This is a genomic window from Psychrosphaera algicola (assembly GCF_028401425.1).
Lineage (GTDB): Bacteria > Pseudomonadota > Gammaproteobacteria > Enterobacterales > Alteromonadaceae > Psychrosphaera > Psychrosphaera algicola.
The window spans coordinates 3,169,857-3,187,306 of sequence record NZ_JAQOMS010000002.1 but is presented as its reverse complement, the minus strand read 5'-3'; the positions used below and the strand labels follow the sequence as shown (position 1 = coordinate 3,187,306).

Sequence of the window (17,450 nt, the reverse complement as noted above, 5' to 3'; positions counted from 1 at the left end):
TCTAAAATCTGTTGATTACCAACGGTAATGAGCGAATGCTTTATTCGCGTCTGCCATTTTATGAACGTCTTCACGTTTTTTAACAGCAGAACCTTTGTTATCAGCAGCGTCAGCTAATTCGTGAGCTAGACGTAAAGCCATTGATTTCTCACCTCGTTTGCGGGCAGCTTCAACTAACCAACGCATGGCTAGTGTATTACGACGCACAGGACGAACTTCTACAGGTACTTGGTACGTAGAACCACCAACACGACGAGATTTAACCTCGACGCTAGGGCGAACGTTGTCTAGTGCTTCTTCAAGGATTGTGAGGTGAGCTTTGCCAGATTTCTCTGATGCTACGTCTAACGCACCGTAGATGATTTTCTCAGCTACAGCTTTTTTGCCATCTAACATTACTACGTTGATGAATTTGGTCAATAACTCTGATCCGAACTTAGGATCAGGAAGAACTTTACGTTGACCTACGACTCTTCTTCTTGGCATTTTAATTCTCCGGTATGCTTCAGGAATAACCCAAAACTAATAATTAAGTTTGCTTGGCCTTACTAACGGAGAACCGTTAAGATTTTGGCTTTTTAGTACCGTATTTCGAACGGCCTACGCGACGGTCTGCAACGCCAGCACAGTCAAGTGCGCCACGTACAGTGTGGAAACGTACACCTGTAGTAAGTCTTTAACACGACCACCACGGATTAAGATTACGCTATGCTCCTGAAGGTTATGACCTTCACCACCGATATAAGATGTAACTTCGTTACCATTAGTAAGACGAACACGAGCTACTTTACGTAGTGCAGAGTTCGGCTTCTTAGGTGTAGTTGTATAAACACGAGTACATACACCACGTCTTTGAGGACATGCGTCCAATGCTTCAGACATATTACGTTTTGTCTTAGAGCGACGAGGCTTACGTACCAACTGGTTAATAGTTGCCATTTAAAGCTCCTGATTAGTTGATTTCTACCCATAGACGCACAATCGCGCCTCCCTAAATTAAGGGGTGGCGTATTCTAATGCTCGAAAATCAACCTGTCAACCTGCGAATGACTAGGATCAAAATAAAAGATCAGTAGGAATTTGGAAACTTAGTAAGATTTAGAGGACAGCAATATTTATTTAGTTAACGAGTGCCATCCACACCAGTGGGCTCCGCGCTTATCAAACCCACTTATTTTACATAAAATACAATAAGTTAAATCACTAAAACAATTTTGGATGAATTAATTTAACCTGTAAATATTTGATTTTTGTTGTTTATATAATGTTGGACTCTGCCCAAAAAACGCCCGAAAAGCTTTACTAAAATGACTTGTGTTTTGAAAGCCAACAATGAAGCTTGCTTCTGTAATTTGCATTCCTTTCTCTAATAAGCGAGCTGCTTTTTTCAATCGCTCCTGTTGTTGAAAAACAATAGGCGAACATCCTAGGTGATTTTTAAATTCGCTAAAAAACTTGGTTCTGCCCATAAAAGCCATTTTACAAAGATGTTCGATATCAAGTGGTTGTTCGAGGTTTGCAAGAATGTAATTCACTACAGCGTTAATTTGATTCGCTTCAGGGTCATGTTGACAATAAGCTACAATAAAGTCCCGCGTTTGTTGTCGCAACAACCGTGCACTTAATTCAGTTACCGCAAGGTCGATCAAAAATTGTCGATCTGGATTGTTTTCGGTAAAAATTTCTACGATACGATCAAGCAGCGCTTGAGTCTGCGTTGTATGGTGAGTGTGAAGTACCTTATGTTGATAACGCCAATCACCAAACTCTTTATTTTTAGGACTTACTTTATTTAATTGGTCGGCGACTAAATGAACTCGTTCAGGCGCAATCTCAATAGCTAAGCACGTTGTCGGCGTGTTTATATTTGCTTCGGGAAATCAATTTCCACAACTTGATTTGGGGCCATAACAAAAGATTCATGGGGTAAAAAGACATCGTGTACGTCGCCGGAGTGCATAATCTTTTTGCCTGATACCATGCCACAAAACATCAGTTGGTCGGACACCAGTCCCACTTTGCTAGCACTTTGATATGTATCGTAAATACTGAGTTCAGAGCTCTCCGCGGCAAAACTAACTTTGTTCTCAACTAAGACTTTAGGTGTTCGTTTCACGATTCTATTTTGGATCATCAACCTCTCCTTTCGGACTGTCAGCAAATAAAAGCGAACTTACAGCACAGCAACATCACTAGATACTAGCTAATTTACTCTTGGTTTGTACAGAAAACCACCCTTATAAAATTAATAATAAATAGTCACAACAGGGGCAATTGCCATGATTTATAAAGACCAGAGGCACCAAGGTGCCGTCGTACAATTTAAAGATGAATACCAAAACTTTATTGGTGGAGAATGGGTAAAACCAGTTGATGGCCAATATTTCGATAATGTGAGTCCCGTGAACGGCCAGCCATTTTGTCGAATTCCACGTTCTAATGAAAAAGATATAAACCTTGCGTTAGATGCAGCACACAAAGCCAAAGACAGTTGGGGCACAACTCCAGCGGCTACACGAGCAAATTTAATGCTGAAAATCGCTGATATCATGGAACAAAACCTAGAACTAATTGCGGTCGCAGATACTTGGGACAATGGTAAAGCGGTACGAGAAACCTTAGCGGCAGACGTTCCTTTAGCCATTGATCATTTCCGCTATTTTGCCGGTTGCATCAGAGCACAGGAAGGATCGCTAGCCGAAATAGACGAAAACACGATGTCGTATCACATACACGAACCACTTGGCGTCGTTGGCCAAATTATTCCCTGGAACTTCCCTATATTAATGGCGGCTTGGAAACTATGTCCGGCATTAGCAGCTGGTAACTGTGTTGTCCTAAAACCAGCGGAACAAACACCAGCTTCGATACTTGTTGTTGCAGAACTCATTCAAGACGTCCTTCCTCCAGGCGTCCTAAATATCGTAAATGGCTTTGGTGTCGAAGCCGGACAAGCATTAGCAACTAGCGATAGAATCGCCAAAATTGCCTTCACTGGTTCGACTCCTGTAGGTTCTCATATTTTAAAATGTGCTGCAGAAAATATTATTCCATCAACCGTTGAACTTGGTGGTAAGTCACCAAACATCTACTTCCCAGACGTGTTTGATCACGAAGACGAATATCAAAGTAAATGCATTGAAGGCGCTGTATTAGCGTATTTCAACCAAGGGGAAGTATGTACCTGCCCGTCTCGTCTTTTTGTTCACGAGGACATTTATGATGAATTTATCGAAAAGGTTATCGCCCGAAGTAAACTTATTAAGCGAGGCGATCCATTAGACACTGAAACTATGGTGGGCGCTCAAGCATCCAAAGAGCAATTTGATAAAATCATGTCTTACATTGAAATAGGTAAGAATGAAGGAGCGAAAGTACTAATTGGCGGTAATGTCGAATCAATTGATGGTGATCTGAGTACCGGCTATTACATCCAACCTACATTGCTTGAAGGCCATAATAAAATGCGTGTTTTTCAGGAGGAAATATTTGGCCCTGTCATTTCAGTTTCAAAATTCAAAGATGAAGCAGAAGCTCTTGAATTAGCCAACAGCTCAGAGTTTGGATTAGGGGCAGGTGTATGGTCCCGTGATATGAATAAAGCCTTTAGAATGGGTAGGAAGATTCAAGCTGGACGAGTTTGGACCAACTGTTACCACATGTACCCAGCTCATGCAGCATTTGGCGGCTACAAAAAATCAGGTATCGGCAGAGAAACCCACAAAATGGCTTTAGAACATTATCAGCAAACCAAAAATCTATTGGTGAGCTACGACATTAATCCATTGGGATTTTTCTAGAACCTACCACGACCAGCTGTGATCATTTTGGTCCAGTTGGTCAGCATTTTATTTGTAATTGACTAACGTCGAGACACAAAAAACCCGCTAAATTAGCGGGTTTTTATTATCTAATGTTGAGACTTACTCATTCCCAACATTAAGCGCTGCGACAAGTTGCTGTTCAGCATCTTCTGCAGTTACTGATTCAGTATCTTCTACTTTATCAAACGCGGCTGCGGCTGCGGCTTTTCCAAGTGGTAACTGAAACCAGTACCCGCTGGGATTAGACGGCCAACAATAACGTTTTCTTTCAGACCACGTAAGTCATCGCGTTTACCAGAAACAGCTGCTTCTGTAAGTACACGAGTCGTTTCTGGAACGAAGCTGCAGAAATAAACGATTCAGTTGCCAAAGAAGCCTTAGTTATGCCGAGTAAGTCTCGGTCAAATTTCACTAAGTCTTTACCTTCTGCCAATAACTTACGGTTAGCAATTTTCACTTTAGATACTTCAACCTGTTCTCCAATTAGGAACTCAGATTGACCTGCATCAGTGATGATAGCCTTACGTAACATTTGACGACAGATAGCTTCAATGTGCTTGTCGTTAATTTTTACACCTTGTAGACGGTATACTTCTTGAACTTCATTTACGATGTAGTTCGAGAATGCAGTTATACCACGTAGACGTAGGATGTCATGCGGAGCCTCTGGGCCATCAGCAATAACTTCACCAGTATAAACTGATTCACCTTCGAACACGTTAAGTTGACGCCATTTAGGGATCATCTCTTCGTGCGCATCGCCTTCCTCAGGAGTAATAACTAAGCGTTTCTTACCCTTCGTTTCTTTACCAAAACTAACAGTACCGCTAATTTCAGCAAGGATAGCAGGTTCTTTTGGCTTACGAGCTTCGAACAAGTCTGCAACTCGAGGTAGACCACCCGTGATGTCACGAGTTTTTGAACCTTCTTGAGGTATACGTGCTAATACGTCACCTATGGTACAACTTGAGAACCGTCTTTAGCTTCAATCGTAGTGAATGAAGGTAAACGAATTTCCTGCATACCTGATTCGCCAGAATCTACAATTAGTTTCGGCTCTTTCGCGTTAGCTAAAGACAAGTCTTTAACAACGGTACGAGTCAAACCAGTTAGTTCATCTGTCTGTACTTCAGTATTCGCTTCTTCAACGTCAGAGAATTGGATCTTCGCTGGACGTTCAACAATAATTGGATGCGAATGCGGGTCCCAGTTTGCAACAATGTCGTTACCTTTAACGTCATCATTGTCTTGGATAGTCATAACCGCACCATATGGCAGTTTATAACGCTCGCGTTCACGACCTTGGTCGTCAATAATTGTTACTTCAGCAGAACGAGATGTGATTACAATCTTACCATCACGGTTTGTAACGTGTTTCGCGTTATGAAGACGAACAGTACCGTCACTCTTAACTTGAACACTGTTAGCTGCCGTGTTTCTAGATGCCGCACCACCGATGTGGAAAGTACGCATCGTAAGCTGTGTACCTGGTTCACCGATAGATTGAGCAGCGATAACACCAACTGCCTCACCTTGGTTAATCAGGTGACCACGTGCTAGGTCACGACCGTAACAGTATGCACAAACACCAAAATCGTTTTCACAAGTGATGATTGAACGTACTTCAACTTCGTCAACTGAATGCTGCTCTAACAAGTCACACAATTTCTCGTCTAACATAGTGCCAGCTTCAACTAAAACTTCGTTCGACTTAGGAATTGTTACATCTGTAAGTGTTACACGACCAAGTACACGTTCACGAAGTGGCTCAACAACGTCGCCGCCTTCGATTAATGGCTTCATCGTGATACCTTCAGTCGTACCACAGTCTGTTTCGTTGATAACCAAATCTTGGCCTACATCAACAAGACGTCGAGTTAGGTAACCCGAGTTAGCTGTTTTCAAAGCCGTATCGGCCAAACCTTTACGCGCACCGTGAGTAGAGATGAAGTACTGTAGTACGTTCAGACCTTCACGGAAGTTTGCAGTGATTGGCGTTTCGATGATTGAGCCATCTGGCTTAGCCATCAAGCCACGCATACCAGCTAGCTGACGTATCTGAGCGGCACTACCACGAGCACCAGAGTCAGCCATCATAAATACGCTGTTAAATGATGGTTGAGTTTCCTCTACACCGTCACGGTTTATAACCGTTTCAGTAGAAAGGTTGTCCATCATGGCTTTAGAAACTTTTTCGTTAGCCGTTGACCAGATATCGATAACTTTATTGTATTTCTCACCAGCTGTTACTAGACCTTGTTGGAACTGGTCTTGAATTTCAGCAACTTCTGCTTGAGAGTCTTCAATAATGTCATATTTAGCATCTGGAATAACTAAATCGTCGATACCGATAGAGTTACCCGCTAACATCGCGTAGTGGAAACCGGTATACATGATTTGGTCAGCGAAAATTACAGTGTCTTTAATTCCAAGACGACGGTAACACTCGTTGATCAACATTGAGATTTGTTTTTTGCCTAACGCCTGGTTCATGAATTCAAACGGGAATCCAACTGGCGCGATCATAGATAAGATTGCACGACCGACAGTCGTAGCAACAAGACCTGTGTGCTCAGAACGATTTCCATCTTCATCAAAAGTCACTTGAGTCATGCGCACTTTTACACGTGCATGAAGATCGGCATAACCTGTACGGTATGCTTTCTCAGCTTCTTTTGCATCTTTGAATACTATGCCTTCGCCTTTCGCATTAATGCGGTCACGAGTCATGTAGTACAAACCTAATACAACGTCCTGTGAAGGTACGATGATTGGCTCACCATTCGCTGGAGAAAGAATGTTGTTTGTTGACATCATCAACGCACGAGCTTCTAACTGAGCTTCTAAAGTCAAAGGTACGTGTACAGCCATTTGGTCACCATCGAAGTCGGCGTTATATGCCGCACATACTAATGGGTGTAACTGAATCGCTTTACCTTCGATTAGAACTGGTTCAAACGCTTGAATACCAAGTCTGTGAAGCGTTGGTGCACGGTTTAACATAACTGGATGTTCACGGATAACTTCATCTAAGATATCCCAAACTTCCGCTACTTCGCGCTCAACCATTTTCTTAGCTGCTTTAATCGTCGTAGCCATGCCACGAAGTTCAAGTTTGCCATAGATAAATGGTTTAAATAACTCAAGTGCCATCTTCTTAGGAAGACCACACTGGTGCAATTTAAGAGTAGGACCAACCGTGATTACAGAACGACCAGAGTAGTCAACACGCTTACCTAGTAGATTCTGACGGAAACGACCCTGTTTACCTTTGATCATATCAGCCAAAGATTTAAGAGGACGTTTGTTAGAACCTGTGATAGCGCGGCCACGACGACCGTTATCTAGTAATGCATCAACCGCTTCTTGTAACATACGTTTTTCGTTGCGAACGATAATATCAGGCGCAGCAAGGTCTAAAAGACGCTTCAAACGGTTATTACGGTTAATAACACGACGGTATAAGTCATTCAAATCAGACGTCGCAAAACGGCCACCATCTAGTGGTACCAATGGACGAAGATCTGGTGGAAGAACAGGCAATACTGTCATAACCATCCATTCAGGACGGTTACCAGAATTAACAAACGCTTCCATTAATTTAAGGCGTTTAGTTAATTTTTTACGTTTTGTTTCAGACGTAACAGTAGGAAGTTCTTCTTTCATCTCAGCATATTGCTGATTGATGTCGATGTCTTTTAAAAGATCGAAAACGGCTTCAGCACCCATTTTCGCTTCAAATTCATCTCCGTGCTCTTCTAATGAGTCTAAATATTCTTCTTCAGACAACATTTGACCTTTTTCAAGTGTCGTCATGCCAGCTTCAACAACGGCATAAGACTCAAAATAAAGGACACGTTCAATATCACGTAACGTCATATCAAGCATTAAGCCGATACGAGACGGTAATGATTTTAGGAACCATATATGTGCAACTGGGCTTGCAAGTTCGATATGACCCATACGTTCACGACGTACTTTAGTCAATGTCACTTCTACGCCACATTTTTCACAGATAACACCACGGTGCTTAAGACGCTTGTATTTACCACACAAACATTCGTAATCTTTTACTGGACCAAAGATACGCGCACAGAACAACCCATCGCGTTCAGGTTTGAACGTACGATAGTTGATGGTTTCTGGCTTTTTAACTTCACCAAAAGACCATGAGCGAACTACGTCCGGAGACGCTAAGCCGATTCGAATCGAATCAAACTCTTCGCTTTTATTTTGTTGTTTCAAAAACTTAAGTAAGTCTTTCACTTTTGTTCTCCTGTCGGAGTGAAACATTGGGGCAAACGCAATTGTCTACCCCACCACTCAATTTCTACAGAAACCTAAAGGGCTACCTTTAGATTTACTCTTCTTCCAGCTCGATGTTTAAACCTAACGAACGGATTTCTTTCAACAATACGTTGAATGATTCCGGAATCGCAGGTTCCATGCGATGGTCACCATCAACGATGTTTTTATACATCTTAGTACGACCATTAACATCATCTGACTTAACAGTTAGCATTTCTTGAAGCGTGTAAGCAGCACCATAAGCTTCTAGTGCCCATACTTCCATCTCTCCGAAACGCTGACCACCGAACTGAGCTTTACCACCAAGTGGTTGCTGAGTTACTAGGCTGTATGAACCAGTTGAACGTGCGTGCATCTTGTCATCAACCAAGTGGTTAAGTTTAAGCATGTACATGTAACCAACAGTTACTTTACGTTCGAACGCATTACCAGTACGACCATCAAACAGGGTAAATTGACCACTGCGAGGCATATCGGCAAGTTCAAATAAGTCTTTGATTTCTTCTTCGGCAGCACCGTCGAATACTGGAGTCGCAATTGGCACACCAGCACGCAAGTTTTGTGCTAAACGGCGAACTTCATCATCAGAGAAAGTATCAATATCAACTTCTTGACGAGAAGTACCAGATGCGTAGATTTTGCCTAGGAATTCACGGATTTCCGCAAGTTCTTTCTGCTCTTTAATCATGCGGTCAAGTTTTTCACCCAAACCACGAGCAGCCATACCTAAGTGTGTTTCTAGTATCTGACCAACGTTCATCCGCGACGGTACACCTAGCGGGTTCAATACGATATCAACAGGCTCGCCATATTTATCATGAGGCATATCTTCCACTGGAACAATAGTAGAGATTACACCTTTGTTACCATGACGACCGGCCATTTTATCATCAGATTGGATACGACGTTTAACAGCAAGATATACTTTAACAATTTTAAGTACACCTATAGTGCTAAGTCATCACCTTGAGTGATCTTACGACGTTTAACTTCATATTTTTTATCATATTCAGTTCTAAGCTCTTCGTAGCTAGCCGCTAATTGCTCTAGTTCGTCTTGCTTAGTTTCGTCGCTTAGGCTTTGTTGGAATAACTTCTCACCAACTAGACCAGCTAAAGAAGCTGCGTCTGCGCCACCAGAAACTAATAATTCACGCGTACGAGCGAATGTATTGTTTTCTAGGATTCTAAACTCTTCATTTAAGTCTTTCTTAGCTTGCGCTAATTGCATCTCTTCGATGTCTAATGCACGTTTGTCTTTCTCAACACCGTCACGAGTAAAGACTTGAACGTCGATAACCGTACCAGATACTGAGTTAGGAACGCGAAGCGAACTGTCTTTAACGTCAGACGCTTTTTCACCAAAGATTGCTCGTAAAAGTTTCTCTTCCGGAGTTAGCTGTGTTTCGCCTTTAGGCGTAACTTTACCAACTAAGATGTCACCGCCTTTAACTTCAGCACCGATATAAACGATACCAGAGTCATCTAGTTTACCTAGCGCAGCTTCACCAACGTTTGGAATATCAGCAGTTACTTCTTCAGGACCTAATTTCGTGTCGCGAGCAACACAGCTTAGTTCTTGAATGTGAATTGTAGTCAAACGGTCTTCTTTAACAACGCGCTCAGATACGAGTATCGAGTCTTCGAAGTTATAACCATTCCACGGCATGAATGCCACGCGCATGTTTTGACCAAGTGCCAATTCACCTAGATCCGTTGAAGGACCGTCAGCTAATACGTCACCACGTTGTACCGGTTCACCAGCGCTAACTGTTGTGCGTTGGTTGATACAAGTATTTTGGTTAGAACGGGTGTATTTAGTTAAGTTGTAAATATCGATACCGGCTTCATTAGGACGACACTCACTTTCGTTAACTTTAACAACGATACGAGAAGCATCAGCATAATCTACTGTACCACCACGTTTCGCGACTACTGTTACACCAGAATCTTTTGCTACTACGGCTTCAACACCAGTACCAACTAACGGCTTATCAGCACGTAAAGTAGGAACGGCTTGACGTTGCATGTTCGCACCCATTAAGGCACGGTTAGCATCATCGTGTTCAAGGAACGGGATTAAGCTTGCCGCAACAGATACAACCTGTTGTGGTGCTACGTCCATGTACTGAACTTGGTCAATACTCGTAATAGTAAATTCATTTTTAAATCGACATGGAACTAGTTCGTCAGTTAAACGACCTTCAGCATCCATTTCCGCACTCGCCTGAGCGATTACGAACTTGTCTTCTTCAATTGCAGAAAGGTAATCAATTTCACCAGTCACTACACCATCAACAACACGACGATATGGTGTTTCTAAGAAACCATATGAGTTAACTCGCGCGTAAACTGACAATGAGTTGATCAAACCGATGTTTGGTCCCTCAGGTGTTTCGATTGGACATACACGACCATAGTGAGTCGGGTGAACGTCTCGAACTTCGAAACCTGCACGTTCACGTGTTAAACCACCTGAGCCTAATGCAGAAATACGACGTTTGTGCGTCACTTCTGAAAGCGGGTTGTTTTGGTCCATGAACTGAGATAATTGGCTAGAACCAAAGAATTCTTTGATTGCAGCTGAAATAGGCTTAGCGTTAATTAAGTCTTGTGGCGTAGTACTATCTAAGTCACCAAGGCTTAAGCGCTCTTTAACAGCACGTTCTACACGTACTAAACCAACGCGGAATTGGTTTTCTGCCATTTCACCAACAGAACGGATACGACGGTTACCTAAGTGGTCGATATCATCAACGTCGCCTTTACCGTCACGAATGTCGATAAGGGTTTTCATTACGTCAATAATGTCTTGCTTACTTAGTGTACCTTCACCCGTTAAGTCGTCACGGCTAACACGACGGTTAAACTTCATGCGGCCAACAGCAGACAAGTCATAACGTTCTAGAGAGAAGAACAGATTGTCAAACAACGCTTCTGCAGAGTCTTTTGTCGGTGGCTCGCCAGGGCGCATCATACGATAAATTTCGATTAATGCTTCTAAGCGGTCAGATGAAGAGTCAACACGTAGAGTGTCAGATATATATGAACCGTGATCTAACTCATTAGTGTAGATAATTTCAAATTTCTTGTGACCTACTTCAGCTAGTTTAGCGAGTAGTTCAAGAGAAATTAGATCGTTAGCGTTAGCAACGATTTCACCGGTTGATTCATCAACATAGTTTTTCGCAAGAACTTTGTCGATAATATATTCGTGTGGAACTTCTATCTTACTGATCTTCGATTTTTCCATCGTACGAATATGACGGGCTGTAATACGACGACCAGTTTCAACAATCACTTCACCGTCTTGATCTTTAATATCAAAAACAGCAGTTTCACCACGAAGGCGTGAAGGTTGAAGTTCCATTAAGATTTTATCGCCTTTGATTTCAATAGCGATATTATCGAAGAATAATTCTAGAATTTCTTCTGTAGAATAATCTAATGAACGTAGGATGATAGTTGCCGGTAATTTACGACGACGGTCAATACGTACAAATAGGTTATCTTTAGGATCAAACTCAAAGTCTAACCAAGAACCACGGTAAGGAATAACACGTGCATTATATAAAACTTTACCAGATGAGTGTGTTTTACCTTTGTCGTGATCGAAGAATACACTATAGGTGAACGGTGTAACTGGGACACGATAACACGCTCAGTACCATTGATTACAAAAGTACCGTTATCTGTCATTAATGGCATTTCGCCCATGTAAACTTCTTGCTCTTTGATATCTTTAACAGTACCTGGAGCAGCTTCTTTATCCATAAGAACTAAACGAAGTTTTACGCGCAGTGGTGCAGCGTATGTGACACCACGGATTTGACATTCTTTAACATCAAATACAGGTTCACCAACGCGATAGCTAACAAATTGTAACTCTGCGCTACCTGAATAGCTCTTAATAGGGAAAACAGAACGGAATGCAGCTTCAATGCCGTTATTACCGTCTACGTCCGCTTCAATGAACTTATTATAAGATTCAAGCTGAACTTGTAGAAGATAAGGCATGTCCAAAACGTGTTCGCGCTTGCCAAAATCCTTACGAATTCGTTTCTTTTCAGAATAAGAGTAAGCCATGTGGTTCCTCAGCTTGCTGATTTTTGACCCTATAAGCCTGTTAGTAATAGACTAAACAGACTACCTTTTAACAGTAAAATCGTTCTTTATATGCGATTAGCAGAATGATATTACTGTCATTTTATTGCAATATAAAAGTTTTCAACTGATATAGCGCAAAAAGGCCGGTGATATTTTATCACCAGCCCATGCCTAAAACTTAGGCAGATAATCTAACAAAAGTTAGATTATTTGATTTCAACAGACGCGCCTGCTTCTTCAAGAGCTGCTTTAAGCTCTTCTGCTTCGCCTTTAGAAACTGCTTCTTTAACAGCGATAGGTGCAGATTCAACCATACCTTTAGCTTCTTTAAGACCAAGACCAGTCGCAGCACGTACAGCTTTGATTGATGCAACTTTGTTAGGGCCAGCAGCCGTTAACATTACGTCGAATTCAGTTTGCTCTTCAGCAGCTTCACCAGCCGCAGGACCAGCAACAACAGCAGCAGCTGCAGTTACACCGAATTTTTCTTCCATTGCTTCAACAAGTTCTACAACTTGCATTACAGACATTTCTGCAATTGCTTCTAAGATTTGTTCGTTTGTTACAGACATTTTAAATTCCTACTTTGTAAGCGATTAATTCGCTTTAAATAACTTTCACCAAAAACTGCTAAATAGTTCAAATAAATGAAACTATAAATTAAGCAGCTTCTTTCGCTTCTTTTACAGCTGCTAGTGTTTTCACTAGTTTGCCGGCAGAGGCTTCTTTCATAACGCTCATTAGTCGTGCGATAGCTTCGTCGTATGTAGGTAGAGATGCAAGCACGTCTACGTCTACTACGTTGCCTTCAAACGATGCACTCTTAAGTTCAAACTTTTCGTTTTTCTTTGCGAAATCTTTAAAGATACGCGCACCAGCACCTGGGTGCTCATGAGAAAATGCGATAAGAGTTGGACCTACGAATACGTCTGAAAGACATTCGAAGTCAGTACCAGCAACTGCAAGCTTGGCTAAAGTGTTGCGAACAACCTTCATCCATACGCCGTTTTCACGTGCTTCTTTACGAAGATTTGTGATTGCAGTAACAGATACACCACGAGCATCAACAACAACTGCTGATAGAGCGCCTTTGGCTGCTTCTTGGACTTCAGCAACTACTGCTTTTTTGCCATCAAGATTTAGGGCCATTAGCTTTTCTCCTGGTTTGAATTGATTTTACAATCAACTCTTTTACTTAAGTTTAAGACTAAGTCTTAAACAGCTTCGGTGAAAGCCAGAAGGTATTCTTCTGGGGTCATCACCATCTGCGTAGGAAATTAAGTTTCTAAGCTAAGCTTATCAACACCTACGGTCTTGGACGGAAACACGAACCTAAGTTCATGTTTCAACCCGAATTCGTAGATTATCTTTCAGTAGAAAGAGAACCTTGGTCAACTGCAAGACCAGCACCCATCGTAGTAGAAAGAGAAATTTTCTTTACGTAAGTACCTTTTGCTGAAGACGGTTTTGCTTTAACGATAGCAGCTAATAGTGACTCAAGGTTTTGCGCAATCGCAACCTTATCAAAATCAACTTTACCAATAGAAGCATGGATAATACCATTTTTGTCGTTACGGTAACGAACCTGACCAGCTTTAGCATTTTTAACTGCTGTAGCTACGTCTGGAGTTACTGTACCAACTTTAGGGTTAGGCATTAGGCCACGTGGACCTAAGATTTGACCTAATTGACCAACAACGCGCATCGCATCAGGAGATGCAACAACTACGTCGAAGTCCATAACGCCGGCTTTAACTTGCTCAGCTAGGTCTTCCATACCAACGATGTCAGCGCCAGCTGCTTTAGCTGCGTCTGCGTTAGCACCCTGTGTAAATACCGCAACACGTACATCTTTACCAGTACCGTTAGGTAGTACAGTAGCACCACGAACGTTCTGGTCAGATTTACGAGGATCAATACCAAGATTGATCGCAACGTCGATACTTTCTTTGAATTTTGCAGTAGCTAGCTCTTGTAAAAGAGTAACCGCTTCGTCAATGCCATATTCGCGAGTTGCATCAACTTTTTCACGTATCAAACGTGCGCGTTTAGTTAATTTAGCCATTGATTATCCCTCTACATTCAAGCCCATTGCACGGGCAGAGCCAGCAATGGTGCGTACTGCTGCGTCCATAGACGCTGCTGTTAGATCAGGTTCTTTAGTCTTAACAATTTCTTCTAACTGCGCACGAGTTACTGTGCCCACTTTTTCAGTGTTAGGACGACCTGAACCAGACTTGATACCAGCTGCTTTCTTAAGTAAATAAGCTGCAGGTGGAGTCTTAGTTTCGAATGTGAAAGAACGATCGTTATAAACCGTAATAACAACTGGCACTGGCGCGCCTTTTTCCATTTCACCAGTTTTTGCGTTAAACGCTTTACAGAATTCCATGATGTTCACACCATGTTGACCTAGAGCAGGACCAACTGGAGGACTTGGGTTCGCTGCACCAGCTGCAACTTGCAACTTGATTAGCGCTTCAATTTTCTTAGCCATTTTAGCTTCCTCTTTTTTGGGTCTTAGCCTAGTAAGAACGAGGTTTCTTACTCAGCGGCTTCCCAGTTTCATTTTTTGTACATGAACTAAATCACACACAAAAGGGTCGCGCATTATATAGACAATCGCAACCCTTTACAATATTTAGATAAATTTTTCTTGACGAATTACTTATCTTTTTCTACCTTACCAAACTCAAGTTCAACAGGTGTAGAACGACCAAATATTAATACAGATACTTTTACGCGGCTCTTTTCGTAATCCACTTCTTCAACAACACCGTTAAAGTCAGCAAAAGGACCATCTGTAACGCGAACAACTTCGCCAGGTTCGAACAATGTTTTAGGCTTAGGCTTATCAACATTTTCTTCAAGACGATTTAAGATCGCATCAGCTTCTTTATTTGTAATTGGTGCTGGGCGGTCCGAAGTACCACCGATGAAACCAAGAACACGAGGCGTACTTTTAACTAAATGCCAAGCTTCTTCGTTCATGGCCATTTCTACTAAAACATAACTATGAAAGAATTTTCTTTCACTGCGACGTTTTTGACCAGCACGCATTTCAACAACTTCTTCTGTTGGAACTAATACACGACCGAAAAATTCTTCCATGCCGTTTATTTTAATGTGTTCATCAAGTGTTTTCTGAACTCGACCTTCGTATCCAGAATAAGCTTGAACAACATACCAACGTAATTTGTTTTCAGTTTCAGTCTCAGACATAAATTAAATCCCTACACCGGTTAACGCGCTTACTAACCAACGTAAACCCATATCTAAAAAATACAGTAATATGGCGATAACGACAGTAGCAGCAAAAATAATTAGAGTTGTTTGAGTCGCTTCTTGACGTGTAGGCCAAATCACCTTACGTACTTCTTTATTTGACTCTTTAGCGAACCCGATAAACGTTTTGCCTTTGGTTGTCGTCGCGGCAAAAAATGCAGCAATGATCACTGCGGCAACTACACCGACAGCACGGATCAATACAGATTCCTGCTCAAACATATTATTCGCAACTACAGCTCCCGCTAACAAAGCGATTGCAATTACCCATTTTACGATATCCAATCCACTATTGGATTGCTCAACATTGGCACTCATTGAAACACCTTATTACTGCTATTAGTCAAAGTTAATATTATTAATCCAAACCTCAAATGAAAACGTCATTATGCTTTCATTTGAGGTTTGGCAGAGGCGGAGAGACTCGAACTCCCAACCATCGGTTTTGGAGACCGCTGTTCTACCAATTGGAACTACGCCCCTGCATCAAAGTTACCTATGATTTAAAAACCATCAGTTACACCACTTTTGTGAATTCTTTAAACGTTTTGGGAAATTCATAAAAGCGGGGAGCGTCATTATACTTAAGTAGCGGATGATGGCAAGAGGCTAAGTTGCCTTTATATTATGATCAAAACACTTCCTAACGTGTCAGTCCTGTAACGTTTACAACATAATGTTACATTTAAAGCGGATTTTCGGTTGCCAAATCTTCAGGAATCTCTAAATTGCCAACCAATGAAAACTAATTTAAAAGGGATTTAACAATGCGTTATTTAATTGCGGCGTTACTTGTATTTGCATTCTCAGCATCGGCTAATGAAGATGGCTGGTTTCCAATCAGTTTAAAAGATAAATATGTCCACATTCCAATTACACTTAATGGCATTGAAACCACAGCGATTTTAGACACAGGTACGGTGAGTAACTACATTTCGAAAGACTTTGTCGCTAAACATGGAAGCAACTTAAGTAAAGGTGGCGTTACAAAAATAGCAAACTCTTGGGATGATGAATTTTATCAAGTGTACAACGAAGTTCCTATCAAGATATTTGATACGGAATTTAAGATGGACGATTTAATCGAATCTGATCTGCCATCTGGCGATGTTGTCATTGGCATGCATTTTTTCAGATTTTATATTTTGCAAGTGGACTACCCTAATAAACAAATACGTATGTTAGACCGAAAATCTGTGAACATGAAAAAATACAACAATATTGAATCACGTGTAGAGGGTGATCATGGCGTACCAATTGTGAAGCTTTCAGTGAACAAAGAAAAGGATGCTTGGTTTTTACTCGACACCGCATCACCACTTGGCTTAACAATAGATCGTAGTTTGTCTGAAAAGCGCGATTGGTTACGAGACTACAAAACCGGCCGTGTAACATTAAAAGAATTGAATCAAGAAGTTGAAATGAACCAACTTGAAATACCTATGTTAAAAATTGGTCCTTTTGAGATTGAAAAAATTGCTACCGCAGTTCCTGATAAAGGTCACAGTCTAGACCTTAGACCTCGTTACGAAAAATCATTTAGTCGCATTAAAGGAAAAAAACTGCGCGGGTCAGTTGGCTTTGATGTACTAAAACACTTTATAGTAACCATTGAATATCAAACTGGGTTTGTGCATATCTCTGGATAACATAAGCGGTTAATAAAAGACTCATTTACACTAAGGTGTACTTGGGTCTTTTTTATATCTAAAAGCAACCAACATTAACGCCCATAATAATGTCTATGATCCCTGTTAAAACACTTTTCTTCACTCAATTTGGTGAGTGTTTTATTTGCACACAGCACTGCATCGCTCAGTTATAGCCATACTCACAATTAATGGGCATTAAGCGAGAGACAAACCTTCTCTAAACGAAACGTTAACTACAAGCGCTGTATCACTATCAGTGTGACACCATTTTCTAA

General features: G+C 41.4%; 10 protein-coding genes, 1 tRNA gene and 4 pseudogenes. 2 read left to right on the top strand and 13 right to left on the bottom strand.

Features of this window, described 5'->3' with window-relative positions; all coding sequences use genetic code 11:
• Nucleotides 1-15: 15 nt before the first annotated feature.
• The 4 genes and pseudogenes from rpsG to PN838_RS17480 all read right to left on the bottom strand — a co-directional run.
• Entirely contained in the window at nucleotides 16-486 is a 471-nt protein-coding gene (gene rpsG / locus PN838_RS17495) for a 30S ribosomal protein S7 (protein WP_215963877.1), read from the bottom strand.
• 76 nt (nucleotides 487-562) lie between these two features.
• A pseudogene (gene rpsL / locus PN838_RS17490) lies at nucleotides 563-939 on the bottom strand (30S ribosomal protein S12).
• A 284-nt stretch (nucleotides 940-1,223) separates the two neighbouring features.
• Nucleotides 1,224-1,649 carry a helix-turn-helix domain-containing protein gene (locus tag PN838_RS17485; protein ID WP_272182636.1) on the bottom strand — a complete coding sequence of 142 codons (426 nt, stop codon included), beginning with the start codon at nucleotides 1,647-1,649 and terminating at the stop codon, nucleotides 1,224-1,226.
• Between the two features lie 3 nt (nucleotides 1,650-1,652).
• Nucleotides 1,653-2,134, bottom strand: a pseudogene (locus tag PN838_RS17480) (AraC family transcriptional regulator N-terminal domain-containing protein); the annotation flags it as partial.
• Between the two features lie 145 nt (nucleotides 2,135-2,279).
• On the opposite strand from PN838_RS17480, the gene exaC reads away from it, so the two are divergent.
• The gene (gene exaC / locus PN838_RS17475) at nucleotides 2,280-3,800 is read left to right on the top strand and encodes an acetaldehyde dehydrogenase ExaC (protein WP_272181468.1); all 1,521 of its coding nucleotides are present in this window, start codon (nucleotides 2,280-2,282) and stop codon (nucleotides 3,798-3,800) included.
• A gap of 123 nt (nucleotides 3,801-3,923) precedes the next feature.
• On the opposite strand, the pseudogene rpoC reads toward exaC, so the two are convergent.
• The 9 genes and pseudogenes from rpoC to PN838_RS17430 all read right to left on the bottom strand — a co-directional run bounded on the left by rpoC (nucleotide 3,924) and on the right by PN838_RS17430 (nucleotide 16,006).
• A pseudogene (gene rpoC / locus PN838_RS17470) lies at nucleotides 3,924-8,090 on the bottom strand (DNA-directed RNA polymerase subunit beta').
• 94 nt (nucleotides 8,091-8,184) lie between these two features.
• Nucleotides 8,185-12,217 (bottom strand): annotated as a pseudogene (rpoB, locus tag PN838_RS17465) (DNA-directed RNA polymerase subunit beta).
• 227 nt (nucleotides 12,218-12,444) lie between these two features.
• Nucleotides 12,445-12,810, bottom strand: a complete 366-nt coding sequence (gene rplL / locus PN838_RS17460; protein WP_215963883.1) for a 50S ribosomal protein L7/L12 — start codon at nucleotides 12,808-12,810, stop codon at nucleotides 12,445-12,447.
• Nucleotides 12,811-12,898: 88 nt separating this feature from the next.
• Entirely contained in the window at nucleotides 12,899-13,387 is a 489-nt protein-coding gene (gene rplJ, locus PN838_RS17455) for a 50S ribosomal protein L10 (RefSeq protein WP_215963884.1), read from the bottom strand.
• A gap of 214 nt (nucleotides 13,388-13,601) precedes the next feature.
• Complete coding sequence (rplA, locus tag PN838_RS17450; protein WP_215963885.1) at nucleotides 13,602-14,303, bottom strand: 50S ribosomal protein L1; 702 nt, start codon at nucleotides 14,301-14,303, stop codon at nucleotides 13,602-13,604.
• 3 nt (nucleotides 14,304-14,306) lie between these two features.
• Nucleotides 14,307-14,735 (bottom strand): 50S ribosomal protein L11, encoded by a 429-nt coding sequence (rplK, locus tag PN838_RS17445; RefSeq protein ID WP_215963886.1) that lies wholly within the window; start codon nucleotides 14,733-14,735, stop codon nucleotides 14,307-14,309.
• A 167-nt stretch (nucleotides 14,736-14,902) separates the two neighbouring features.
• Nucleotides 14,903-15,460: a transcription termination/antitermination protein NusG gene (gene nusG, locus PN838_RS17440; protein WP_272181467.1), complete on the bottom strand. Its 558-nt coding sequence runs from the start codon at nucleotides 15,458-15,460 to the stop codon at nucleotides 14,903-14,905.
• Nucleotides 15,461-15,463: 3 nt separating this feature from the next.
• A complete protein-coding gene (gene secE / locus PN838_RS17435) occupies nucleotides 15,464-15,841 on the bottom strand; it encodes a preprotein translocase subunit SecE (protein ID WP_215963888.1) in 378 nt (125 codons plus the stop codon).
• 88 nt (nucleotides 15,842-15,929) lie between these two features.
• Nucleotides 15,930-16,006, bottom strand: a tRNA-Trp gene (locus tag PN838_RS17430).
• Nucleotides 16,007-16,290: 284 nt separating this feature from the next.
• Here PN838_RS17430 and PN838_RS17425 point away from each other — a divergent pair.
• Entirely contained in the window at nucleotides 16,291-17,172 is an 882-nt protein-coding gene (locus PN838_RS17425) for a pepsin/retropepsin-like aspartic protease family protein (RefSeq protein ID WP_215963889.1), read from the top strand.
• Nucleotides 17,173-17,450 lie beyond the last annotated feature (278 nt).